23 protein-coding genes are annotated in these 25,598 nt (G+C 37.5%); 5 read left to right on the top strand and 18 right to left on the bottom strand.

Annotated features, from left to right (window positions below; all coding sequences use genetic code 11):
• Positions 1-65: 65 nt before the first annotated feature.
• The 6 genes from metG to STRPS_RS07360 form a co-directional block, all read right to left on the bottom strand.
• Positions 66-2,072 carry a methionine--tRNA ligase gene (gene metG / locus STRPS_RS07385; RefSeq protein ID WP_007895769.1) on the bottom strand — a complete coding sequence of 669 codons (2,007 nt, stop codon included), beginning with the start codon at positions 2,070-2,072 and terminating at the stop codon, positions 66-68.
• 125 nt (positions 2,073-2,197) lie between these two features.
• A complete protein-coding gene (locus tag STRPS_RS07380) occupies positions 2,198-2,917 on the bottom strand; it encodes a YoaK family protein (RefSeq protein ID WP_176602256.1) in 720 nt (239 codons plus the stop codon).
• Positions 2,918-3,152: 235 nt separating this feature from the next.
• A complete protein-coding gene (locus STRPS_RS07375; protein WP_007895713.1) occupies positions 3,153-4,799 on the bottom strand; it encodes a hypothetical protein in 1,647 nt (548 codons plus the stop codon).
• A 124-nt stretch (positions 4,800-4,923) separates the two neighbouring features.
• Positions 4,924-9,879 carry a S8 family serine peptidase gene (locus STRPS_RS07370; RefSeq protein ID WP_007895796.1) on the bottom strand — a complete coding sequence of 1,652 codons (4,956 nt, stop codon included), beginning with the start codon at positions 9,877-9,879 and terminating at the stop codon, positions 4,924-4,926.
• Between the two features lie 180 nt (positions 9,880-10,059).
• The gene (gene lctO, locus STRPS_RS07365; RefSeq protein WP_007895885.1) at positions 10,060-11,229 is read right to left on the bottom strand and encodes an L-lactate oxidase; all 1,170 of its coding nucleotides are present in this window, start codon (positions 11,227-11,229) and stop codon (positions 10,060-10,062) included.
• A 127-nt stretch (positions 11,230-11,356) separates the two neighbouring features.
• Positions 11,357-12,877, bottom strand: coding sequence for an L-lactate permease (locus STRPS_RS07360; RefSeq protein WP_007895878.1), 1,521 nt, complete (start codon positions 12,875-12,877; stop codon positions 11,357-11,359).
• Positions 12,878-13,395: 518 nt separating this feature from the next.
• Here STRPS_RS07360 and STRPS_RS07355 point away from each other — a divergent pair.
• From STRPS_RS07355 to STRPS_RS07340, 4 genes are all read left to right on the top strand, one after another.
• Positions 13,396-14,223 (top strand): exodeoxyribonuclease III, encoded by an 828-nt coding sequence (locus tag STRPS_RS07355; protein ID WP_007895783.1) that lies wholly within the window; start codon positions 13,396-13,398, stop codon positions 14,221-14,223.
• Between the two features lies 1 nt (position 14,224).
• On the top strand, positions 14,225-14,887 hold the full coding sequence (locus tag STRPS_RS07350; RefSeq protein WP_007895708.1) for a DNA alkylation repair protein: 663 nt from the start codon (positions 14,225-14,227) through the stop codon (positions 14,885-14,887).
• Positions 14,888-15,201: 314 nt separating this feature from the next.
• On the top strand, positions 15,202-15,585 hold the full coding sequence (locus STRPS_RS07345; protein ID WP_007895860.1) for a glyoxalase/bleomycin resistance/extradiol dioxygenase family protein: 384 nt from the start codon (positions 15,202-15,204) through the stop codon (positions 15,583-15,585).
• A 9-nt stretch (positions 15,586-15,594) separates the two neighbouring features.
• Positions 15,595-16,011: a VOC family protein gene (locus tag STRPS_RS07340; protein ID WP_007895884.1), complete on the top strand. Its 417-nt coding sequence runs from the start codon at positions 15,595-15,597 to the stop codon at positions 16,009-16,011.
• A gap of 78 nt (positions 16,012-16,089) precedes the next feature.
• On the opposite strand, the gene STRPS_RS07335 is transcribed toward STRPS_RS07340, so the two are convergent.
• The 5 genes from STRPS_RS07335 to serC form a co-directional block, all read right to left on the bottom strand.
• Positions 16,090-16,443, bottom strand: coding sequence for an arsenate reductase family protein (locus tag STRPS_RS07335; RefSeq protein WP_007895892.1), 354 nt, complete (start codon positions 16,441-16,443; stop codon positions 16,090-16,092).
• A 12-nt stretch (positions 16,444-16,455) separates the two neighbouring features.
• Positions 16,456-16,935: a methylated-DNA--[protein]-cysteine S-methyltransferase gene (locus tag STRPS_RS07330; protein WP_037599010.1), complete on the bottom strand. Its 480-nt coding sequence runs from the start codon at positions 16,933-16,935 to the stop codon at positions 16,456-16,458.
• A gap of 61 nt (positions 16,936-16,996) precedes the next feature.
• Positions 16,997-18,175 (bottom strand): phosphoglycerate dehydrogenase, encoded by a 1,179-nt coding sequence (locus STRPS_RS07325; protein ID WP_007895787.1) that lies wholly within the window; start codon positions 18,173-18,175, stop codon positions 16,997-16,999.
• A gap of 53 nt (positions 18,176-18,228) precedes the next feature.
• Complete coding sequence (locus STRPS_RS07320) at positions 18,229-18,780, bottom strand: GNAT family N-acetyltransferase (RefSeq protein ID WP_007895774.1); 552 nt, start codon at positions 18,778-18,780, stop codon at positions 18,229-18,231.
• Between the two features lie 23 nt (positions 18,781-18,803).
• Positions 18,804-19,898, bottom strand: a complete 1,095-nt coding sequence (gene serC, locus STRPS_RS07315) for a 3-phosphoserine/phosphohydroxythreonine transaminase (RefSeq protein ID WP_007895737.1) — start codon at positions 19,896-19,898, stop codon at positions 18,804-18,806.
• 124 nt (positions 19,899-20,022) lie between these two features.
• Here serC and STRPS_RS07310 point away from each other — a divergent pair, with 124 nt between their 5' ends.
• Positions 20,023-20,655, top strand: a complete 633-nt coding sequence (locus STRPS_RS07310) for a copper homeostasis protein CutC (protein WP_007895764.1) — start codon at positions 20,023-20,025, stop codon at positions 20,653-20,655.
• Between the two features lie 118 nt (positions 20,656-20,773).
• Here the strand turns inward: STRPS_RS07310 and STRPS_RS07305 are convergent, their stop codons facing one another.
• The 7 genes from STRPS_RS07305 to STRPS_RS07275 form a co-directional block, all read right to left on the bottom strand.
• Entirely contained in the window at positions 20,774-21,169 is a 396-nt protein-coding gene (locus STRPS_RS07305) for a DUF5684 domain-containing protein (protein WP_007895870.1), read from the bottom strand.
• Positions 21,170-21,324: 155 nt separating this feature from the next.
• A complete protein-coding gene (rsmI, locus tag STRPS_RS07300) occupies positions 21,325-22,194 on the bottom strand; it encodes a 16S rRNA (cytidine(1402)-2'-O)-methyltransferase (RefSeq protein WP_007895727.1) in 870 nt (289 codons plus the stop codon).
• Position 22,195: 1 nt separating this feature from the next.
• A complete protein-coding gene (yabA, locus tag STRPS_RS07295) occupies positions 22,196-22,471 on the bottom strand; it encodes a DNA replication initiation control protein YabA (protein WP_050784979.1) in 276 nt (91 codons plus the stop codon).
• 43 nt (positions 22,472-22,514) lie between these two features.
• Positions 22,515-23,315 (bottom strand): regulatory iron-sulfur-containing complex subunit RicT, encoded by an 801-nt coding sequence (gene ricT / locus STRPS_RS07290; RefSeq protein WP_007895887.1) that lies wholly within the window; start codon positions 23,313-23,315, stop codon positions 22,515-22,517.
• A complete protein-coding gene (locus STRPS_RS07285; RefSeq protein ID WP_007895794.1) occupies positions 23,312-24,187 on the bottom strand; it encodes a DNA polymerase III subunit delta' in 876 nt (291 codons plus the stop codon). The genes ricT and STRPS_RS07285 overlap by 4 nt, the downstream gene beginning before the upstream one ends.
• 20 nt (positions 24,188-24,207) lie before the next feature.
• The gene (gene tmk, locus STRPS_RS07280) at positions 24,208-24,837 is read right to left on the bottom strand and encodes a dTMP kinase (protein ID WP_007895692.1); all 630 of its coding nucleotides are present in this window, start codon (positions 24,835-24,837) and stop codon (positions 24,208-24,210) included.
• Positions 24,838-24,918: 81 nt separating this feature from the next.
• Entirely contained in the window at positions 24,919-25,581 is a 663-nt protein-coding gene (locus STRPS_RS07275; protein WP_007895845.1) for a CBS domain-containing protein, read from the bottom strand.
• Positions 25,582-25,598 lie beyond the last annotated feature (17 nt).

Here is a 25,598-nt window from a genome sequence, read left to right as displayed (position 1 = left end):
AAAATAGTTAAGAAAAACTATTTCCAACTCTCTAACAGTTGAAAATAGCCTTTTGACCTACAAACTTAACCAATTACCGATCCGTTTGGAACTGCTGGATCAACTGTCAAAACAGTCAAACGATCACCATGTTCAGCCGATAAAATCATCCCTTGACTAACATATTTTTTCATCATTTTGCGAGGTTTTAAATTAGCAACGATTTGCAATTTTTTCCCCACTAATTCTTGCTCATTTGGATAAAATTTTGCGATACCAGACAAGATTTGACGATCTTCTCCATCTCCCGCATCAAGACGGAAGCGCAGCAATTTATCGGAACCTTCGACCTTAGCCACTTCCTTAACTTCAGCCACACGAATCTCAACAGCATCAAAGGTTTCAAATCTGATTTCCTCTTTTTCCGATTTGAGTTCAACTTCTTCAGGAACCCATTCTTTTTCCTGAGAAATAGCTGAGCCAGCCTCCATTTCTGCTTTGATATAGGCAATTTCTTCTTCCATATCAAGACGTGGGAAAATGGGTTGCCCTTTAGAGATAACAGTTGTTTGAGGCGGAATACCAGCTAATGAAAGATTTTCCAAGTCAGCTACCGCTTCTAGACCAAGTTGTGTCATGATAGCATTAGAGGTTTCCATCATGAATGGTTGGAGCAAATGTGCGACCACGCGCAGGCTTGCTGCCAAATGAGCCATTACTGATGCTAAATCTTCTTTATTACCATCTTCTTTTGCTAATAACCAAGGAGCTGTTTCATCAATGTATTTATTAGCACGAGAAATAATGGTCCAAACAGCTTCTAATGCACGAGGATAGTCAACAGCTTCCATTTGCACATGATATTCCGCAATTTGTGCAGCTACGACTGCTTCTAAATCAGCATCAAAATGCGTTACACCTGCTTGATAGTCTGGAATTTGACCGTCAAAGTATTTATTAATCATAGCAATGGTACGGTTGAGCAAGTTACCCAAGTCATTAGCAAGCTCATAGTTAATCCGTCCAATATAATCCTCAGGCGTGAACATCCCGTCAGAACCCACTGGTAGACTACGCATGAGGTAATAACGTAAAGCATCTAGGCCATAACGTTCAACCAACATTTCTGGGTAAACAACATTACCTTTAGACTTAGACATTTTGCCATCTTTCATGACAAACCAACCATGGGCAATCAAACGCTCAGGCAATTTCATCTCTAACATCATAAGGAGGATTGGCCAATAAATAGAATGGAAACGAAGGATATCCTTCCCAACCATATGAAAGACTCTTCCTTGATTCCAGAACTTTTCAAAATTATGAGAGTCCTTTTGACCATAACCTAAAGCTGTCGCATAGTTAAGAAGCGCATCAATCCAGACATAAACCACATGTTTAGGATTTGAAGGAACTTTAACCCCCCAAGTAAAGGTTGTCCGGCTGACAGCTAAATCTTCTAAGCCAGGTTCAATAAAGTTCTTAAGCATCTCATTCAAACGGCCATTAGGTTGAATAAATTGAGGGTTTTCTTTATAAAAAGCAAGCAGACGGTCAGCATATTTTCCTAAACGAAGGAAATAAGACTCTTCTGAAACCCATTCAACTTTATGACCCGAAGGGGCAGTACCACCAATTACCTTACCATTTTCATCGTGGAAAACTTCTTCTAATTGACTTTCAGTAAAGAATTCTTCATCTGATACAGAATACCATCCTGAATACTCTCCTAAATAAATATCGTCTTGGGCTAATAATTTCTCAAAAACTTGAGCTACTACTTCTTCATGATAAGTATCTGTGGTACGAATAAACTTATCATAAGAAATATCAAGTAAAGCCCAAAGTTTCTTCACATCACTGGCCATGCCGTCAACATAGGTTTGAGGGGTAATCCCTGCTTCCTCAGCTTTGGTTTGAATTTTTTGGCCATGCTCATCAAGTCCTGTTAGGTAAAAGACCTCATGGTTCATCAAGCGTTTGTAACGTGCTAAAACGTCACAAGCAATGGTTGTATATGCAGAACCAATGTGTAATTTCCCTGATGGGTAGTAAATCGGAGTTGTAATGTAAAATGGTTTTTTATCAGTCATTTGATTTCCTTTCAAGGCTAATGAAACCTTTTCAATTTCTTCTCTAACCGGTTTTAGTGACCTTCTAAAGAGATATTAATTTATTATAGCATATTCTAATTGGCAAAAAAACTAAGGATAGAAACTTACCCACCTACAATTGGTTTTATTTTTCGTTGAATGTAAAGATACTCCACTAAAAGTAAATAATTGACATAACCTAATGGGAGTAGCATAGCCATAAGTGCCATCTCACCAAAGCGATAGGATAAAAAGCTTGAACAAATGACACCTAAAATAAACGTCATAATAATAATCAAAGTATTACGACCGATAAGAATAAGCTCTTTATTTTTTTCATATAGTCCCTTGGTTAAAATATAAGCTGCATTTTTAATATTGCCTGTCATCATGACATTCGCATAATTGGCGCCTCGTAAAGATTTAAAGGTATCCACTTGGATTGATGCAAAAAAAGCCAAGGCAGATACGGTTATAAATTGACTTGTAAATGGCGTTACCAAACTAGTCACCAAGGCTATGGCAGTAAGCAGCACACTAGCTAGTAAATGCCAAGGCAGATGATGCTTATTAACCCATCTATGAGCAAAATAAGCAAAGCTTTGCCCCAGCATAAAGAAAAAAATAGGCAATAAAAAATCCAAGGCTTGAAGATAGTTTTTTTCAGCAATTCGAATAGCCAAATACATGACATTTCCCGTTTGAACTCCTGCAAATCGTCTCCCCTGAGTCATAAATGTAAAAGTATTAACATAGCCACTGATAAAGGTCAAAGCCGAAGCGCAGCGGATTCCCTCATAGACTTGATGTCTTTTTCGTTTATTCTTTCGTGATTGATTTGACATTTTTCCTTCCATTTCACAAATAACAAAATAAAAATACTGTTAACCAGTATTTTTACAAGATTTGACTATAAGACTGTGTTTAGCCCAAATAGCTTTCATAATTCTCTTTTTAGATCAAAGCCTAAAAGCTTTATAAAACTAGATTTAGTATAGCACAGCTAGTTTTTGAAAACAATTAGCTTGAGGATAACTGTTCAGTCAAAGTGGACGAAAAATTCGCCCACTTTGACTCATGTTATTTTTCGGTAATTTTAAAGTTTTGCAAGAAGTTCTCTTCTCCCAATTCTGCTTTAAAGCGGTCTCCAACTTTAAGAAATGGAAGTTGGTCTGAACTTTCCCTACTTGCTTTTACTTTATAAATTTTACCATCAGAAATCAAATAGTAAACACTTGTTCCCGAGACAATTTGACTTGCCACTTCTTGGACTTGTCCTTGAATTACTTTTGCTTTCTTAGTCGCACTCCCTAGGGAAGTTAGCCCACTTGTATCTCGATCTGTAAATTGGGCAATTAAACTCGAAATATCATTATTAACAGTCACTTGCTGATAATCTTCTGCATCTACTAAGGCATAAGACTTGACCAGACTAGCATCATCTTTCAATGGAATAAGATAAAAGGCTTTATTATTCAATTTAACAAGTGTTGGGGCAGTAGCCTTATAGTTTTTTTCTTGAACTTCACCTTCTGCTGACTTCATAGCAGACGTCTCCGTAGCCGATGCTAATTTGTAATTAGTGATTTGCCGCGTTCTCATATTGACTAGGATAAAGCCAAGATTTGAGGAATCGGCCGTTGCAGAAGTAATTCCTGTATACAAATAGATATCCGATCCTATTGTAATATAGTTATAGCTATCAGTCGTTTTCTTAACACCTGACTGGCTAAAAATGGTATTCCAATAACCATTTTGATAGGTATAATAATCGTTTACCCGTTTGATAACATTTTCAGCAGAATAAACACGATCAACCCATTTGGGAATTTCTTTTAGACTATAATAGCGTGATTTTCCTGTCACTGCATCAAGAATGATAGCCCCATTTGGATCCATTGATGATAAGCCAAATTTTGGAGCGTAAGTGGTCGCAATGTAGAAAGGATTTCCATCATCATCTACTTCAAAAGAGGGGTCAGAAAAAATTGTGAAGGGGTGATTAAAACGTAAATGGCGCATCGTATCACGGAACATAAATTCAGAATTTGAATATTTCATTGGTTTTGCTAATTTTACTAACTCGGCCTTACCCGTTGTTTGATTGACCTTGACATAGTAACGAATCCCCTCTTGACGATTGGTTACCCATTTCCAAAAACTTTTATATTCTAATGGAGATACTCGGAAAGGTTGTTTTCCAATGGTGATTTGACGGTATTCATCTGAAATACCAAATTGTGAAACTTTATCAATAGTCCCTAAATAGGTATCCCCAATTTTTTCCGCTGACTCCCTATCTAAGAGTGCTAAGGTTGAGATATCACTTTCTGGAAAATCTGTTTTGAAATCAGCATCTTTTACCTTAATCACCTTAGCATAACTCTTAGCCCGCAAAACCCTTGAGTTCATAACCGATAGCAAGGCTAGACCCATGGAGATAGCTAAGATAATAAGGATAATCCACCGCACCGCACCTGAAAAGACATTAAAATATTGAGTAACATCTTTAGCCTGGTTTTGGTACCGTTTTCTCTGAAATAGCCCTACCAAACCTTTGGTGAGTGATATGACGAAAATATTAATAGCAAAAAGAAACAGGAGGAAAATAAGAAAAATCCAAAAATCACCACTCAAGGGATTAATTGGGGGTAGATTTACCCAGTAGTAAACTATAACGATCAGTAGTGAGAGCAACCCCGTTAAAGATTGAACCTGTTTTTTCATCTCATTCTCCTAAGTATTTTTTAATGGTAAATTATCCTGACTCTTATTATAGCATATTTACCCAAACTTTACTGGCTTAAACAGCATAAAAGACTGGCCATATGCCAGCCTTTCATAGGTTATTTTAGTTAGACTTGTTTATGCTATCTTTCCTCTTTTTAGGAAAATTTAACTTAGCCCACCAAAGGAGGATCATCCCCATCAATACAGCCGGAAAAGATTGTTTATCGCCTGTTGCAGGTAACTGCCGATCTGGCCCATTTCCTGATACTAAAGCTTGTGAAGTTTTCTCCATATCTTGATCTGCTTCTACACTAATTTGGTGAGTCGTCTGAGACATTTCATTTGGACGTTCAAAACTCGTTCCACCAGTTACAGGAGGTCTCTTAGACAAGATTTGTAGATGCGTCTCAACAAGATCATTTTGAAGCGCCTTAAGACTTGTAGACCCACCTATTTGGTAACCTTCTGGCAAAGTCACAACAATGCTGTAATGACCGTCCCGAACTGAAGCTCCATAAGCATTTGGTACATACAATGACTGGTCTAGCCTTATCAGTTGACCATTTTCTGATTGTAAGGAAACACTGCTTCCTTTCGGTAACACTTTATCAAAGATGACTCTAACCATGGCAGGCTCAGATTTCCTTGTGATAAAGGCTTGGTGAACAAAATCAGTCTTTTGACTTAATTCAAACTTGAAGACCTTTGGAGAAATCAGTTCTGCGACATTTTGATCGTAGGTTAATAATTCCAAACTATATTTGCCAAAAGGTAATATCAGCACTTGAGAGCGATCATCATAATAAACTAGTTTATCAAGAGCCTGACCATTTTCATCTCTTACCAGATAGGTAATAGGAATTTTTGGTCTATCAACACTGTTATTATAAACCAAAGAAATATCTAGAATTCCATGGCCATCACCAACGCTTCTCATTGGTGATAAACTTGAATAAACAATATGACCAGCCTTATCCTCAACTAAATAGTAGAAATCGGCTGCGGCCACACCCTCAATTTTAGGAATAGTATAGCTACCATCTTCATTTCTAGGAATAAGGACACGACGATCACTAATAGACACACTATCGTTACTTGTATCAATATCATATTTACGACCATCTTTTTCTAACACATAGAAAACCTCTTCTCTAGCTATACCAACCTTATTAGGATCAAAGACTTTTCCTGGTTTAAAGAACTCCTTATCACCGTCCTTACGGAAAATAGCCTTAGTTATAATAGGTTCCTCATGACTAACGAGCAGGTCATAGGCTTGCTCTTTGAGTTGACCTGCAGCATCACGATAGGTAATAACATAACGATAGGCACCCGATAAAACTTTCTCACCTAACTGCGTTTGACCACTCCAACTTGTTGTGCTTAAATCATCAATTGAAGCATTTTGAGGTGCTGTCCAAATAGCAGAGCTCTTTAACTTATCACCTGCTGCGTAGACACTTACACTTAGGTCACGATAAACCTTACCTGGTAGTCCTCTAAAGGCGATAAAGTCTCTATTACCTTTACCATTAGGCGACAGAATAATCTGAGACTGGTTAACTTTAGCTAAGCGACTAAGCGGACGATTACGATTAGTCATCATGATATCTGACCGATTAGTGATTAAGCCAGAATCACCATCAACCATCACCACATTATCTTCAAAACTTTGGTCTTGTTGATAATTACCGTCCTTTAAGGGAATGGTGATTATATCTTCATCAAGCTGATCTGGTAAGTGTTGACCCAGCTTAGCAATGGCAATATTACCTGCAAAATCTTCTACCATATAATAAAAATCAGCCAATTTTGCCTTATCAAGCGGTAAAATAAAAGCACCATTTTTTGATTTCTCAACAAAGACTTTGTTATCCGCTACAGATACGTACTTAAAACCTTGATTGATTGAAATAGTATAAGGTTTACCTTCTTTTTCTTCTAAATAGAAAACACTGTCTCTAAGTATGCCTGATTGACCACGATCGGTAACATCAAGCACCTTGAATTCCTTTGTTTTTGGATTAAAACTACCAGATTTCAATAAAGGCTTTTCACGGTCAATAATGATATCAAAAACTATTTCTTGACGTTTTGCTCCGATGATATCTGGATAGTAAGAAACAACATATTGGTATTTACCATCAGGTAAATCCTCACCATTTAAGGCTTTACCTGAAAAATCAGTTGACAATAAGGTTGTCGATTTAGGAAAACGAATATCACTGTGATAATTCTTATCACCATTATGAGGTTGACTTATCCACAATAGATTCTGGCGTAGTTGATCATCAGCACGATAAACACTGGCTTTCAGTCCCTTATATTTTCTTAAAAAGACGCCTTTAAAGGCAAGGAAATCTTGATTTTTATCACTATTTGGTGAAATTGCAAGAACAACTTTTCCTGATTGATTTTTTGCTAAGATAAACTTGCCATCTTTATTTCGATAGGTACCAAGAGTATGAAGTCCATTGTCAGAAATTGTTTTTGTTGAGACATTAGCATCTGCACCAATGGTTACTAAACCTGTATAATGCTGTCCAACATATATCTCATCCGGAGTTTCAGATTCTTCGAAATAAAAACCTTTTTCTCCCTTAGCTTTTAGGTTATAAATAGTGTCCTCCACAACTGCTAAATTTTGGAAGTCTCCTTTAAAGCCAACAAATGGAATACTTATCTTATCTTTTACTTGATTTTCAGCATTCTCAAAACGCACAAAGCCTTCTAGGAAGTAACCATTAGGCATCTGTTCAGTGAGTGCTTTCGTAAATTCAGAAGCATCTATGGAAATAGTGACAGACTGTTTCCCCTTAGCAGGAACTTCAATAACATGACCTTGGTATGATTTTAAAAGTACTGAATTTAAGTCAAAACGCCCATCAACAATCTTATCTGTCATTAAATCCGTTGCATAGCGGAGCTTCTTAGTCTGATTGGAGATATTATGAACAGTTACTGTAAAGCTTATTTTCTCTCCAACATTTCCTAAAGAAACACTACCATAATGATCCTGACTGGTGATATAAAGTCCACTCGTTATAGCAGCATTGACATTCAAAAGACCTGCACCTTGACGACGTGGGGAAGTTACCAGCTTTGTTTTAGGATCCTTATGAATACTTGCATTACTCATTAGCAAGTTTTTAATCAGGTCTGATAGGTTTTCTGTTTTAATATCTGGATGTTCTTGTTCAAGGTATTGCTTGACTAGTAAGCTTGCCCCTGCAATGTAAGGCGATGCCATACTTGTTCCACTTTGACTGCCATAGTGATTATCATTATAAGTAGAATAAATATCTCCACCAGGCGCCGTAATATCTGGTTTTAAGTAGCCATCTGACGTCAAGCCCCAGCTAGAGTAATAGTTCATTTGATTGCCTTTTTGATTACTTGCTTTTGATAGTTTGCTTTCAAAGCGTAACCGGCCAGTTCCATTCCCATTAAGCTGTGACATAGCTTTACCAAACTCATGTGAAATAAAGGCTGATGGGAGAACTTGACCTTCACTACTTAGCCGCATTTTACGATTAGATTGACCAGGAATATGGTTGAAAATAAGAATACCAGCCGCTCCATGCTTTTTAGCCTGTGTTATTAATTCCACATAAGGATGTTTGGGGTTACGCTCAATAAGAACAATCTTACCTGTAACATTTTTTCCCTTATAAGCTTGATCATTTGGTCGGTTAATATAAACAAAGTCATAATCCTTATCAAAAGAAAGTTCTTCTTGAATTTTTTGATAATCTGTAGACTCTGTGTAGAGAGCTTTTCCGTGATCTAAGTCCCTACGATTCTCTAACCCTTCAACCTTCATTAAACGTTCAATGACAATTTTGTTATCAATAGCAGCAACAGAGGTTGGAATTTTTCCTGTTGAAGGTGAATTTACGATACCATAGTCGGGATTGCTGGCAAAAGGATCTGCATGGTCAGAACCAAATAAGCGTTCGTTACCTGCAGCAACGATAACTGAAACACCTGCTTTTTTAGCTTTTTCAATAGCAGCCATTAAAGCAGCATTTCCTCCTAAGAAGGAACCATTAGGCCCCCCTAGACTGAGGTTAATCGTATCAGCACCTAAAGCTACAGCATCTTCAATAGCTTTAATATAAAGTGCCTCTCCGGTCCCCATTAAATCATTGGCAAAAACACGCATAAAGATAATTTGTGCTTCTGGCGCCACTCCTAAGAAACGTTCTCCTGTCGGTGATGCTTCAAGGGGATTACCAGCTGCGATGCCTGTAACATGCATTCCATGTGATTCATACTGGCTATCATCCTCTTCGCTTGGCCAGTCAATAAACTGGCTAAAATCGTCTGGGTTAATTTGAATAACTGTTTCTTTGGGTTTATTATTAGTTGAACTCGGATAAACACGGCGTCTTCTTTGGTCTACGCTTTGAATAAGGGTACTCTTAATAGAATCTAAGAAGGAAGCGTCATCTAAGTCAAAGTCAAATTTGATTTCCTTAACCTTATCATTATTCTCAACATAGTTGTGTGCAAAAATAACTTTTTGATTAAGCCATTTTCCATAGTGAATATTTGCCTTAGCTTTTTGGTCCCTCATTGATGCTTCATCTTTGAACTTTGCTCGGCTAATATCGCTAATTCTCATAGCTTGGTGATTGGCATCTATTCCAGTATCGATAACTGCAATCACTTTCCCTTGCCCTTTATAGCCTTTTTCCCAGGCACCTGTCACTTGCGTCCAATCATGGGTATCCCTGTTAATTGGAGCCTCTTCAACAGAAGCAGGCAACTCTTGTTCCCTGCTCTCTACAGGTATTTCCCTTCTTTCTGGATTGAGCTCCTGGGAAGCCGAAACTTCTGTTTCACTATCTGCTATAACCTTAAGTTTATCTCCTTCACCAGCTTCTTCACTAGGAAGCTCACCTGGGTTAGCTAACTCCTTTGCAACCAAAGACTGTGGCATTTCCTCTGTCGTCATTTTTGCAGTTTCCTCTGCAGAAACGTATCTTGTCCCTACAAAAAAGACTGTTCCAACTAAGACAGACACAGTCCCTGATTTATATTTTCTTAACGAAAATCGTTCTTTCTTTTCCACTTATAATCAAACTCCTAAATTAATATTTTTCTATCATTTTTCCAATAGAATATTAATGTTTATTTAATCACATTTTTTAGGGAAATGCAATCGATTTCGGAGAATAGTTGCAAAAGCTATAGGGCATTTTTTAAAATTGAGTTTAAAAAAATGCCCCGTTCAAAAGGGGCAGGTTCATTTTTAATCTAATTTTAAGGCATTTTGGCTGAATGGAATAGAAGAGTCGTAAGGATTATGTCTCAATTTGAAATGTTTAACATCATCAATTGTCTTCGTACCAGCCAGTTGCATCACCATTTTCAACTCATCATTTAAGTGTTCAAAGACTTGCTTAGTTCCGACACTACCGCCCATTGCTAAGCCATAAATAACTGGACGGCCAAGAGCAACAAGATCTGCTCCAGAAGCTAAGGCTTTAAAGATATGCTGACCACGTCTGACTCCTGAATCAAATACAATTGGCACTCTACGATCAACTGCTTCTGCAACTTCTTGTAATGAATCAAAGGCTGCTGGACCGCCATCCAATTGCCGTCCACCATGATTGGTTACCCAGATACCTGAGGCACCTGCTTCTAGTGCACGAAAGGCATCTTCTGCACACTGTGGACCCTTAACATAAACAGGTAGGCCTGAATATTGGGCAATATACTCAACGTCTTTTGGTGATAAAGCCTGCTTAGCTGATTTATAAACATAATCCATTGTTTTACCCGCACCATCTGGCAGGTATTCCTGGACAATTGGCATTCCCACAGGGAAAACGAAGCCATTACGTTTATCTACTTCACGATTTCCTCCAACAGTAGCATCAACTGTCAAAACAATTGATTTAACACCTTCAGCTTTCAAGCGATCCATAATGTGTCTATTGATACCATCATCTTTACTGTAGTAGAATTGGAACCAATGTGGTGAATCTCCTAGTGCTTGCGAAATTTCAGGTAAATCAGTAGTTGAATAAGAACTTGTGGTATAGATTGTACCAAATTCTTTAACCCCTTTTGCACTGGCAACTTCCCCTTGTTCATTAGCTAATTTATGAGCTGCTACAGGTGCCATGATTATTGGGGAAGTTAAGGTATCTCCGTCAAATGTTACTTCTGTACTAGGATTTTCAAAACCTTTTAATCCATGAGGAACAATGAGTTTATGGTTAAAGGATCTGATATTTTCATGCAAGGTAAACGTATCACCAGCTCCACTTGCGATGTAGCCAAAAGCCCCTTTAGGAATTACTTTTTGTGCCATCTTTTCAAGATCAAAGACATTCACAAAATCAACATTTCCTTCAGCACTACTTGTCTTAAATTCAATACCTGCATTTGCCATTTCAATATTATCTGTCATTAATGTTCTCCTTTTTAATTAGTGATAACGCTTACAAATTATAATTAAATTATATTAAAACAATTTTTTAATGTCAAAATATATGCTCGCTTATTTTTGCTTAGGAAGAGATAACTCTCCTATTTGGTTATAAGTAGCCTAATAATTTTCCAATTGCAAAAACAACTAAGCAGGTCAATATAATATAGAGCGCACAATAGTTAATAACCTCTTTTAAAAGTTTTCCTTCTTGACCTTCTACCCCAATAGCCACTGCTGCTACCGCAATACTTTGAGGTGATATCATCTTACCAGCTGTAGCACCTGTCATATTGGCTGCAGCCATCCAATAAGGGTTCATATTGAGATTATTAGCAGCTTTCACCTGTAACTCACCAAAGAGAACATTAGCAGAGGTATCACTACCAGTAATGAAGGTTCCAAGTGTCCCTATAACTGGAGCAATAAAAGGATAGAAACCTCCTGTTACAGCCACTAAGCTTACAGCGATTGTATTAATCATCCCACTGTAGCTCATTACTTTAGATAAAGCTACGATTGAGGCTACCGTCACCATGGTCTTGGTTAACTGTTTGATGCTTTTCCCTAGAATTCTTAGAATTTCTCCAAATGACATACCTTGTAATAACCCTGCTAAGAAGGTAGCCAGAATTATCATGGTTCCTGGTGAAGTCAGCCATTTGATAGTATAAGGTTTTGCATGTTCCCCAGTATAAATAGACAGCGTAGTTGAAACTTTAGCTAGTACATTATTAATAGCTGGAAAGAGTGAGGAGGTTAGCATAATAAATACAAAAACCAAAATAAATGGTAAGGAGGCTTTGAAACCTTCTTTTAAGGCAACTGGTTCATCTATGGCCTTGACCTGGTTTCCTCTCTCTCTGTATTTCACCATCACAATAGTAACTAAAATACAAAATAGAGAACCGATAATTGAAGGTAGTTCCGCCCCTAAATAATGGGAAACTAAAATTTGAGGAAGAGCGAAGGCTAAGCCAGATGCTAAGGTTAAACTAAATACCCCCTTTATAGGTGCTTTACCCTCTCCAGTCAATGCCACAAGCACAAAAGGAATAGCTACAATCAGAATAAAGAGTTGTAAGGAAACAATGACTGATAGTTGCTTAACCTCTAATCCAGTGACTTGAGCTAAAGTTGTCACTGGTAAGCCAATAGCTCCAAATGCTGTGGGAGTGGTATTGGCAATTAAACAAATCAATGCAGCCCGTAAAGGTTTCATTCCTAATGCTACTAATATACTTGCTGGAATAGCTACCGCCGTTCCAAATCCTGCAATAGCTTCAAGAAATCCTCCAAAGCCCCAAGCTAAAATAAGTACCAAAACGCGTTTATCTTCTGTAATAGTCATTAATAAACGTTTGATAACAGACATTCCACCTGAAGCCGTGGTCAAATTATAGGTAAATACAGCGGCTACAATGATATAGATAATAGGCCAAAAGCCCATCACCGCGCCTTCTAAAGCTGCGGTTAAACTATCCTTAACGCTAAACTGAAAACCTAAAATACTGGTTAGAAGTGTGATGATTAGTCCTATCAGACAGGCCAGATCCCCTCGGATCCGGAAAACTGCTAAAGATAGAATCAACCATAAAATAGGAATAATGGCTAATGTTGCTTGAAACATATAGTCTAAAACCTTTCTTTTTACAAGATAAAATCATTATAATTTGTTAGCGCTTTCAAGTTATGGTAATATTATATAAATATTAGACCTAACTGTCAAGAAAATCCTCCTTATTTTTTCACAAACTTTTTGTTTTTATAATAAAAAAACCATATAAAAGCTGTTTTAACAGCATTTATTTAATATGTTAGAAAAAAACTTTGTGAATTTTTTATATATCATTGACTATTTAAATAAGAAATTAAGAAAATCTTTCTCTTCCTTGTAGGTGCTAGCTTAGTCAATCTTTTCAGATAAGCTTCAAAGTAAATAGCACAGGATAAGAATGAAGCTTTGAGAGTCCATTTTTGCACACATCTCTAGCTTTTATCACGTCTAAAAGTCTCCGATTCTTATCCACACTTTGATTTCTAAATCCTATCTAATCTAATTGAAACCGTTTTGAGATTGAAAAAATAGCTTGCTAGTCTATTTTTTGTTAAAATAGACTTAACTTAATTACAGAAAAGAGATATTATATGAAACTCATCTCATGGAATATTGATTCCTTAAATGCTGCCTTAACCGGAGAATCACCACGCGCACTACTATCACGCGCTGTTATTGATCGTCTGGTCAGTGAAGATGCTGACATTATTGCAATTCAGGAAACAAAACTATCAGCTACTGGCCCTACCAAAAAACATTTAGAAACTATTTTAAGCTATTTCCCAAACTACTTACATGTCTGGCGTTCTTCTGTTGAACCAGCACGTAAGGGATATGCAGGCACCATGTTTCTTTACAAACAAACACTAAATCCAGTGGTTACTTTCCCAGAAATCGGAGCACCAACAACCATGGACTCTGAAGGGCGTATTATTACCTTAGAATTCGAAGACTTCTTTGTGACCCAAGTTTACACACCAAATGCCGGTGATGGCTTAAGGCGTCTAGCTGACCGCCAAGAATGGGATATCAAGTATGCTGACTATTTGACGCAATTAGATGCTCAAAAACCTGTCCTCGCTACAGGTGACTATAATGTCGCTCATAAAGAAATTGACTTAGCCAATCCATCAAGTAACCGTCGCTCAGCAGGTTTCACTGACGAAGAAAGAGCGGGCTTTACCGCGCTTTTAGAAAAAGGCTTCACAGATACTTTCCGCCATCTTCACGGAGATCTTCCTAATGTTTACACTTGGTGGGCACAACGAAGTAAGACTAGTAAAATGAACAACACTGGCTGGAGAATTGACTACTGGCTAACCTCAAATAGAATAGCTGATAAGGTTCTGAAATCCGAAATGATTGACTCTGGAGCCCGCCAAGACCATACACCAATTCTCCTTGAAATCGACCTCTAAAATGACCGCAAAAGAAAGATTTATAGACTTACAAGAAGGCATGCAAGCCTTAGCCAACCCTGAACAAGCTCAGAAAATGGCAGCCTATATGAAAAATCACTTCGTATTTTACGGTATTCCTGCTAACTCACGTCGTCTCATTTATAAAGAGATCATTAAAGAGGATAAAAAAGCGCAAATCATTGATTGGCAACTCCTGGATTTAGCTTGGGCAAGCCCTAAACGGGAAATGCATTATTTTGTCTGTGATTATCTTAAGGCTATGCAAAAATGGCTAAGCTTTGACCATGTGCCTAAATTGCTAGCTTATGCATCCAGTAATGAGTGGTGGGATACCATAGACCATTTTGATCATGTTTTTGGCAGCATTGCTGATTCCAGGCTGGATGAATTGATGCTCACTTTCTCGCAATCTGACGATTTCTGGATCAGACGCATGGCCATTGATCATCAATTAGGGAAAAAAGAAAAAACCAACCCGGACCTCTTGTCAGCCATCATTTTGAATAATCTAGGGACAACAGAATTCTTCATTAACAAGGCTATCGGTTGGAGCCTCAGAGACTATTCAAAAACTAATCCAAAGTGGGTCAGAGCCTTTCTTAGACAACATCAGGAAAAACTGGCTCCGCTTTCAATACGAGAAGCCAGTAAATATCTTTAAAAAGAAGACACCATCTTCTTTTTTAGTTGAGCTTGATGAGAAATGAGTTCCATACATGATAGTTAAAAATAAGCTTATGATTAACAAAAAAGCCAGTCATCATCAGTCAAAAGGCCCAAAGTTCTAATAACTCTTAAGCCTTCCTACTATTGATAACCACAGTTTCCAGCTCGGCTATTAAACATAAGGTCATAAAGTCAGAATTTCTAGAAAAAGATTGCTAAAATGCTAGATTGTCAAGTCGAATTTTTTGTTAATTTACCAAAGTAAGGCTATAATAACCTAAAACTATATATTATTAATGGAGAGAAAACATGATTGCTAAATCAACAACAATGCTTTATGTTACCGACACTGAGGCTGCAATGACTTTTTGGACGGAAAAGATGGGCTTTGTTATAACTGACCAAACAGAGGTTGAAGGTATTAAATCTTATGAAGTAGCCCCTTCACATGATGCTGCTACTAAATTTGGCATCCACAATAAGGATTTAGTAGCACAAGCAAATCCTGGAATGAATCTTGAATTTCCTTCACTCTTGATGGAAACTGATGATTTAGAAGCTGAATACCAAACCCTGACAGAAAACGGGGTCACTACAAACCCAATTATGGACTATCAAGGTATGGTTCACTTTACTTTTACTGATAACGAAGGTCACTACATCGCTATTCGTCAAACAAGCTCATTGCATTAAGGAGAAAAAATGATTACTGCATTAAATGTTTATTTAATTACAAATGGTAACGGAAAAGAAGCTCTTGAATTTTACAAAAATGCCTTTAAGGCTGAAATCACTCAGTTAAGCTTTTGGAAAGATGGTGTACCAGATTGTCCAAAAGACCGTGAAAACCTCGTGATGAATGCGCAGATGGAGTTCAACGGTATCCGTCTTCAACTATCTGATGAAAATCCCGACTTTGAGTACAAAACAGGTGGTAATATGTCTGCTGCTATTATTGTTGATAGCATCGAAGAAGCTCAAGACCTCTATGCCAAATTATCTGTCAATGCCCAAGAAATCGTTATAGAACTCCAAGAAATGTTCTGGAGTCCAGCCTATGCTAACTTTATCGACCAATTCGGTATCATGTGGCAAATCAACACTGAATTGCCAAGCTAATGACCAAAAAAAGACCAAGTCCTACACTGGATTTGGTCTTTTTTATGTTAATCTAAGAGCTGCTTTTCTCTCAAACTCTTATTTAAAAAAACGCTCATAAGATTGCCTTGCGCCAATTTGAAGAACTGTATCACCCTTGACCAGGATTGGTCGCTTTATTAACATACCATCTTGTGATAGAAGCTGGGCTGCTTCTTCCAAACTCAAATGATCTATTTTATCTTTTAGACCGAGTTCTCTATAGGAGTGACCACTGGTATTGAAAAAATTCTTCATGGTAAAGCCTGAATTCTCCATCCACTGTTTTAAAAGCTCAGCCTTAGGAGGATTAGACTTGATGTCTACCGTCTCAAAATCAGACAGATACTCTTTCAAATCAGCTTTTGCTTTACGACAAGTGGAACATTTGGGGTATTCATAAAAAGTGTACATCATAAGTCCTTTCTAAAAACCTTGTTCATGTTCTAATAGCCAGATTTTTTTATCTAGGCCCCCAGCATAGCCGGTTAACTGCCCATCTGACCCTACTACACGATGACAAGGAATAAAAATACTAAGGGGGTTATGGCCAACCGCGCCACCAACAGCCTGTGCTGAAGCACAGTTAATTATCTTTGCAATTTCCTTATAGCTTCTTGTCTCTCCATAAGGAATTTCTTGTAGACAAGTCCAAACCTTCTGACGAAAGTTAGAACCCTTTATAGAAAGAAAGTCAGCTTTAGCAGGTGGAGTCTGATAGAAATAAGTATCTAACCACTGACATGCCTCCTTTAACACGACGGTCTCTTGTAGTTGTGGCATTTCACAGATACCAGCTTCAAAATACTTTTGACCTTGAAACCAAGCACCAATTAAACCTGCTTCAGTTGCTATTAAGGATATCTCTCCAATGGGAGATTGGTAAATCATTTTTGATAGAGTCATCACTTTTCCAACCATTTCTTGCTTCAACTTCCCCTTTAAGATCAATAATCAAGATACTATCTTAAAGCCTCTTAATCAGTCGCACACGAATAATATTCTCACTAACTTTAAAGTCTTCTACTAATTGCTTAACCTTCTTTAAATCACATTTATCTAAATCAATTAAAGTATAAGCATAATCACCTTTTGAACGGTTAATGATGTTATCAATATTAATATCCAAAGCTGACACTGCTGTTGAAATAGTAGCAACAATGTTAGGGACATTTTTATTGATTAAGGTAATTCGATAAGGAGCAGTTAGGGCTTGGTGAACATTGGGAAAGTTAACGGAGTTGGTAATTTCACCCGTTTCCATAAAACGTCGAATGGTTTGACTTGCCATGATCGCACAATTTAGTTCGGCTTCCTCGGTTGAGCCACCAACATGGGGGAAAACAGTAATTTTGTCCTTGTTTAAAAGTTCTGGACTGGCAAAATCCGTCATATAACGTTTAACGACCCCTGTCTCAATAGCATCAAACAAAGCTTGATGATCAACTAACTCTGCACGCGCAAAATTAATAATCGTTGTTCCTTTAGCCATCAAAGCAAAACTCTCAGCATTAAAGGTTGCTTGGGTCTCTTGGGTCAGCGGAACATGAATCGTTATATAATCAGATTTTGCAAAGATTTCTTTGAGGTCCTTGACCCTTTGCACATGACTTGAAATACTCCAAGCAGTCTCAATAGAAACATAAGGATCATAACCCAAAACGTTCATTCCTAAACGATAGGCATCATTAGCAATTCTTCCACCAATTGCCCCCAGACCAATAACCCCTAGAGTTTTGCCACTAATCTCTGACCCAGCAAACTGTTTCTTGCCACTTTCAACTTGTTTACCAAGATCGGCACCTTGTAACCGATTGGTCCAGTGATTAGCAGAAATATAATCTCGAGCAGCCATTAAAATAGCCGCCAAAACTGCTTCTTTTACTGCATTTGCATTTGCTCCTGGTGTGTTAAAAACAACAATCCCTTCTGAGCTAGCTTTATCAACTGGAATATTATTGGTTCCTGCTCCAGCTCTGGCAATTGCTTTTAGGTTGCTTGGAAAAAACTGCTCGTGTAACTGCTCGCTTCTTAAAATATAAGCGTCCGGATTATCCGCTAAATCGCCGTCAATTTGAAATTGGTTTCCAAGCTCTTTTAAACCAATTGGGTTAATATTATTAAATGTTTTTACACTATAAACCATATCTATTTTACTGGGAAGGCTTGCTTCTCCAGTACTCCTTCCTGATTATGCTTCTAAAAGTCGTAGCGACTATCTTCATCAATTTCTTGATATTTTACTGCTTTTCCATCTTCTTTTTTGAGTTTCTGATAAGCCAAGCGAACGCCAGACAAAGGAACCTTCCCACAAAGCTGAAAGCCTAATTTGGACAGAATAGCTTGCATGGCTAAATTCTTCTCGTGAGTATCACAACGAAAATCTTCATAATCAAAGCCCTCAATCAAGCCTTCTACAAAAGTTTGTGCGATACCTTGTCCTTGGATATTTTTAGTAACTGCAATACGATGAAACGTAAGGTAATCTCTGTTATCTGTTAGCCATTGCCCATCGTAGATAGCATTGTAGGCTTCTTCATTGCCATAAATTGCTGCCGCGTAAGCAATAACCTTACCATCTTCTAAGGCCACATAGCCAACCCCATCAATAATATCTTCTATAATAACGTCCTCAGTTGGATAGCCGTCCTGCCATTGGTCACTTCCATAAGCTGCCAGCACTTCCTTAGCATCTTCAATAATTGCCATAATCACATCAACTTCATTAGGAAAGGCTAATCTAATATCCATATTTCTTCTCTTTTCCTCCCGCCTTACTTGCTATTTTGAGCTTCAAACTGAGTCATAAAGTTGACTAAAGCAATAACACCCTCTCTAGGAAAGGCATTATAAATACTTGCCCGCATGCCCCCAACACTGCGATGACCTTTAATATTTTTAAAACCTGCTTTTTCAGCTTCTTTGATAAACTGACTATCTAAAGCTTCTGAAGGGGTTGTAAAAGGTACATTTGATAGTGAGCGGTCCTTGGGATTTTTTACTGGATTATTATAAAAGGTTGATTGTTCAATAAAAGTATAGAGTAAACCAGATTTTTCACGATTAATAAGTTCCATCTGATCTAAGCCTCCTAGCTCTTTGATCCACTCAAAGACCATTTTAGCAATATATATGCTATATACAGGAGGTGTATTATATAAAGAGTGAGCCTGCACATGTACTTTATAATCCAACATGCTTGATAAGATCGGCTCTTGATCCAATAAATCCTCACGGATAATCACAACTGTGACACCAGCTGGACCAATATTTTTCTGTGCACCAGCATAGATCATTCCAAATTCTTCAACCTGGTACCTAACAGCCAAGATATTTGAAGACATATCAGCAACAATAGGTACACCATTCGTATCTGGTAAATCATAAATAGCTGTCCCTTCAATAGTATTGTTTGTTGTGATGTGGACATAGGCGGCTTCAGGGTCAATTACTGCCTTATCATATAAGGGAATCTTATTAAAGTGGTCTTTTTCTGAAGAAGCTAGTAATAAAGGTTCAAAAGGAATTATTTGAGCTAATTTCAGTGCTTCTGTGTAGGCCTTTTTACCCCATGATCCAGCTACGTGGTAGTAAGCCTTCTTGCCTTTAGCTAGGTTCATAGGAATCATTGAAAATTGTGTCGAAGCTCCTCCTTGCAAAAAAAGAACTTTATAATGATCAGGAATCGCCATTAGTTCTCTGAGCAAGTTTTCTGCTTCTTTAATGATTGTCTCAAATTCTTGGGAGCGGTGTGACAATTCCAAAACACTCATACCACTGGATTGGTAATCAAGCATTTCAGCTTGTGCTCTTTCCAGCACTGGTTTTGGCAAGACTGCTGGTCCTGCAGAGAAATTATAAATTGTCATAAAACACCTCCGAATCGAATAATAATACAGAGTATAGCATAATTTTCAGAATTTTACAAAGACTTTTCCAGCTTATTTCTTACTCCTAAAAATGATATAATTGGGAGAGATAGAGGAGGAAGTTATGCTAATAAAAGAATTTTGTTCAGAAAATCTAACTGGGTTAAACCACTTACAGGAGCTAGAGGTTAACCGTGTTGAACTTTGTGATAACTTGGCTGTTGGTGGAACAACACCTTCTTTTGGCATTATTAAAGAAGCCTGTAACCTACTTCATGATCAGTCTATTTCAGTTGCAACCATGATTAGACCGAGAGGCGGGAATTTCGTTTATAACGATATTGAACTTAGAGCTATGGAAGAAGATATTATAAAGGCTGTTGAAGCTGGTTCAGATGCCTTGGTTTTAGGCTTACTAACCGAGCAGGGACAAATTGATAAGGACGCTATTGAACAACTCTTACCTGCAACACAGGGCTTGCCCTTGGTTTTTCATATGGCCTTTGACCATATTCCTGAAAAAGATCAATTTGATGCTATAGATCAGCTGATTGATTATGGTTTTGTCAGAATTTTGACACATGGTTCTATGGAAGCTAATGACATCTATGATAATATAGATCACTTAAAGAAAATCGTTTCTTATGCCGCTTCTCAAATTGAAATTATGATTGGTGGTGGTGTTACAGCTCAGAATGCTCTTGATCTCAGCCAAAAAATAGGAACTGTTGTTGTTCATGGAACAAAAATTGCTTAAGAGACTGCCCACCTCATTACTCATTAACAGTTCTTTTAACACTCAGATAAGGGGCATTATAAAAAGCTAGCGGTATGGTACCAAATAGGAGGTAGCCCACTGCTAGCTTTTTTAGTCATTATTTTAAAAAATGTAAAATCGGTTGATAGGTAGTGTTTCGATAGGCTTTATCGAAAGCAAGTATTAACGTTGTTATTCCTGGAAAAAATAAACTTAAAACAGCTAGCCCTTTTGAACCTCCAAAAGCCCTAACAAAGCAAAAGCGAGTATAATAAAAATAAATAGAAATAACCCAACCTATAAAATAGAGCCATTTATTATCCTCACCAAATGTAATCTTATGTTTCGTAAAACCAGCTAATATCGGGATAATGGCAAACCAAGCGGGTTGATTTGCTTTTTGAAACAAGCGCCAATTCCCAATTGCAGACATTATAAATGATATTATTAGCAGAATAAAAATAAACCCGTAAATTCCTAAAATTAGGAGTCCTACTGTCTCATCTTGAGTCATCCTAGATCACCTCGTTTTCTAAGCTATTTTATACTGTATAACTCTATAAAGCCATTATAACAAAAACAGAACTTCCTAGAAATACCATAAAGTCTTTAAAGTTAGTAGTCTAAAATCAAGTGCTACTATTAACAACTGGATCTCATTAAGAAGGGTTATCTTCGAATTTGATGGAAAGTCTGGTAAAGTTCCTGACGATTCAGTTGATATTGTTTAGCAATTTTTTTTATTGCTAAATTTGGCTTATAGCCGTGATTAATCTCCTCTTGAACTAAAGCTACATAATCAACTTCTTTTTCTTGATATGCTTCCTGGTTAACATCATGGCCTGAAACTATAAGGAGACATTCTCCCTTCAAAGGCTTTTGCTTGATAGCTTCTAGCAGTTGAGATACCAATCCCCTTTGATACTCCTCGTAAACTTTGGTAAGTTCTCTGACCAAGGTAACATGACGATCACCATAAACCTCTAAGAGATGAGAAAGGGTATCAGCAACACGATAAGGAGATTCATAAAAAATCTGGGTCTCTGGGTAATTTTTTTTCTCTTCAAGAAAGGCTTTTTGCTGCCCTGCTTTTCGTGGTAAAAAACCATAAAAAATATGAGGTTGAGGGGCGATACCACTAGCTATCAGCCCCGTTATCCCAGCTGAAGCTCCTGGTAAGGCAACAACAGTGAGGTCATGAGCAATAGCCTCTTTGACTAAATCATGGCCAGGATCTGAAATCGAAGGCATTCCTGCATCAGATACTTGGGCCAAAGAATAACCGTTTTTTAGTAATTCTATTAGTTGTGGGATTTTCTCAAAAGCGTTATGTTCGTGAAAAGAAATTTGTTTTGTCGTTATTTCAAAATGTTTGAGAAGAATACCCGTGTTACGCGTGTCCTCAGCACAAATGAAATTGACTGTCTTTAAGGTCTCAACAGCTCGAAAAGTCATATCTTGCAGATTTCCTATTGGTGTAGGTACTAGGTACAAGCAACCTGAAGTTTTTGAATCTTTAAAACTTTTTTGAATCTGCATATTACAACTTTCTATCTAACAATTCACGGCAAAACATGCACTCTTCATCATTTTCACGCCTCTGGCCATAAAAGAAATTACAGATGTGGAAACCTTCGTCATAAATACCTTCTAAGTGCTCATTTCCTTGTTTAGAGGGGGCTTTAGCAAGGGTTTCATATTCTAGCTGACTGAGGCGTTCCCTTAATTTAGTATTTTCAAGACGTAAGACTGTATTCTCCTCAACTAAGCCTTGAACTTGTTTTTTCATAGCTTCAATATCAGCTAGGGTGATCATTAAGTTTTGAGAAAATCCATCAAATGCATCAAATAGTTCTCTTTTATTTACCAATGGTTACCTCCTCTAATGGATAGGTTAAAATAGTTTGTTTATCCTCTAAAATGACTTTTAAACTCTCATCAAAAATGTTGATTGATAGGACACGGGCTGGACCCTTATCTGTCATGACTATACTACCAAAGTCTGGAAATTTCTTTTTACTTTCACTATAAAAGTCATCTTCATATTGCAAACAACATAAAAGCCTACCGCAATAACCTAAGTTTTTTCCGGAGTTCAATGACAAACTTTGATTTTTTAGCATCTTAATCGACACTGTCGGAAATTCCCCTAAAAAACTGGAACAACATAGTGGACGACCACAAGGTCCAATGCCCCCAAAGACCTTGGCTTCTTCTCGACTATTTAACTGCTTTAACTCAATACGTGTCTTAAATAGTATCGCTAGGTCTTTTAAGAGTTGACGAAAATCCACACGCTCTTCCGCCGAAAATGTAATCAGAACATAACTCCGATCAAGTGGAAAAACGATATCAATCAGCTTCATATTTAAGTGATTTTGGGCAATTAAAGCACGCACTTGGGGCTTTGAACTTTCGGCCAGACCTTTATTAGCGACAAAAGCCTTTATATCTATTTGATTTGCTTGACGCAAAACACGAGGTAGCTCTTTGGGTAATTGGGTATCTTTAAATTCTTTTAACCGACGAGTAACTTGACCCAGTTGATTCCCCTTACCACTTTGAATCACAAGCCAAGTTTCAAGCGGAAAATCTTTTTCAGATATCACATACCTTGTTGCAGGCCAATCTATCAATTTAACACCTATTGTACTTGTCATGATAACACCATATACTCTAAGGCATTTTGAAAGGAGACATTGCTCTCCCACATCTGTCTTGCTAAATAGAGTCCTTCCAAGTAATGGATTGCCTTTGCTTGACTATAATCATTGGCTAAGTGATAGGTAATAAGCTTCAAGACCATATCTTGTTCTTTTTTGTCTAGAGCTGAAGTTGCTAAACGACTTACTTCTAAATATGCTTTTTCTCGATTACTTAGTAGGTATGTTGTCAATTTTTGACTTGCATTGATAAAATCTAAAACCTTAGAGTCCTTAATAAGTTTTTCTAAGTCATCAGGACTTTTAGCTAATTTTGCTATTAAATCAGCTTGGTTTTTCAGTAATCCTGCTTTTTGGGCTTGCCTAGATAAGTAGTCTTCACTTTTAGGAAAATGGAATATCTGGGTTCGACTTTTGATGGTGGGTAAAACTTGGTTATCGTCATTAGTCAGCAAAAAGATATATGAGGCACTTTGTGGTTCTTCAATATGCTTTAAGAGGGCATTAGCAGCATTAATATGCATTTTCTCACAGTCTTTAATAATAAAAACCTGTTGCTCTCCTTCATAACCAGTCCGAGAAAAATCTTTGAGCATCTCTCTTATCGTTTCCGTTTTAATCACTTGTCCACTTGGTTCCAAAACCGTAAGGTCTTGGAATTCATTTTTTGCAATCAGTTGACAAGAACGACAACGTCCACAAGGAAGCTTGTCTTTTAAATCCTGACAAAAGATAGCTTGTGTTAAATACAAGGCCATTTCAAAATTAGCAAAATCACCGGCAAATAAATAAGCATGATTTAGACGCTCTTTTGCTAATATCGTTTGAAAAGACCTATAAGCTTTAGGAGCCAGTTCCTCAATAGACATCTAATCACCCTTCCCTATCTTTAGACATTTTCTTTGATGATTTCAAAGGCTTGTGCGACAACCTCATCTAACGACTTGGTCGCATCAACTGTTACGATTCTATCAGGGAATTCTTTAGCAAGCTCTAAATACCCGTTTCGTACTTGCTGATGCATTTCAATTTTTTCCATATCAAGACGATTTATCTCACGCTTTTTGTTTTTTGCAATCCGCGCTAAGCCAATTTCTGGGCTAAGATCAAAATAGAGGGTTAAATCAGGTGTGACCCCATCTGTTGCAAAATCATTTAGCCACTGAATAGCCTTTTTTGAGAGCCCCCTACCTGCTCCCTGATAGGCAACAGAGCTGTCAATAAAACGGTCTATCAGAACCATTTGTCCTTGTTCTAAAGCAGGCAGTACCTTTTCAACCAAATGTTGTCTTCTGGCAGCAATATAGAGTAAAAGTTCTGTTTTAGGGTCCATAGCCGTATTTCGGACATCTAAAATAACCTCTCTGATGCTCTCAGCGATTGATACGCCTCCTGGTTCCCTCGTTACTACTATTTCAGTCTGATTTAAATTCTCTAATAGAGGGACTAGTCCTTCTATAACACTCGTCTTTCCGGCACCATCTGGTCCTTCAAATGTAATTAATCTACCTTTTGACATATCCGTTCCTTTTTCATTTCTGTTACTATTTTACCAAAATTTAAGCAAAAAAACACTGCCTTTCGTCAAGGCAGTAAATGATTAATCTAAGTTTGCTTTAAGATGGGTTGCCTCTACTGAAATAACCCTTACACCTGTGGCTTGTAAATTTTCAGTTAAAAGAGCTTGGTCCATATTACCATCAATTTGGAGTTCAACGACCGTTTTACCCGTAGCACGTGTATCCGCCACAATGCGACCAATATTAAGATTTACTTTGGAAATAGCTTCTGCTACTTTAGCTAAGATTCCGACAACATTATCAGCCTCTAAAACAACGCGCATTCCTTCAGTTCCATAACCAGAAACATGAAGAAAGGCTTTAAAAACATCTCGATCTGTAATAATCCCACAAAGGTGATTATCATCAAGTACTGGTAAAACACCAATTTTATGTTCTAACATTAAATAAATGGCATCTTCGAGACTAGCATCTGGTGTAATGGTTATCACTTTTTTTAACATGATATCCTTAATTTTTGTTTTATTAAGGAGATAATTCATTTCGTAGATAGATAGACTCGTCGCTTTTGATGGGGTTGCTTCAGCCATAGTTCCTGCAGTGACAAGGCCAACTAACCTATCCTCTTCCATGACAGGAAGTCTTCGAATATCTTGATCTCGCATAATATCAGCAGCCTGAGCCACACCAGTGTTAGGTGTAATAGTGACGACCTCTTTTGTCATATAATCTTTAACAGCCATAACAATTCCTCATAATC

This window comes from Streptococcus pseudoporcinus LQ 940-04 (genome assembly GCF_000188035.1).
In the GTDB taxonomy this organism is placed as follows: domain Bacteria; phylum Bacillota; class Bacilli; order Lactobacillales; family Streptococcaceae; genus Streptococcus; species Streptococcus pseudoporcinus.
The sequence above is the reverse complement of the archived record's forward strand: the minus strand, read 5'-3'. Positions and strand labels throughout refer to the sequence as shown.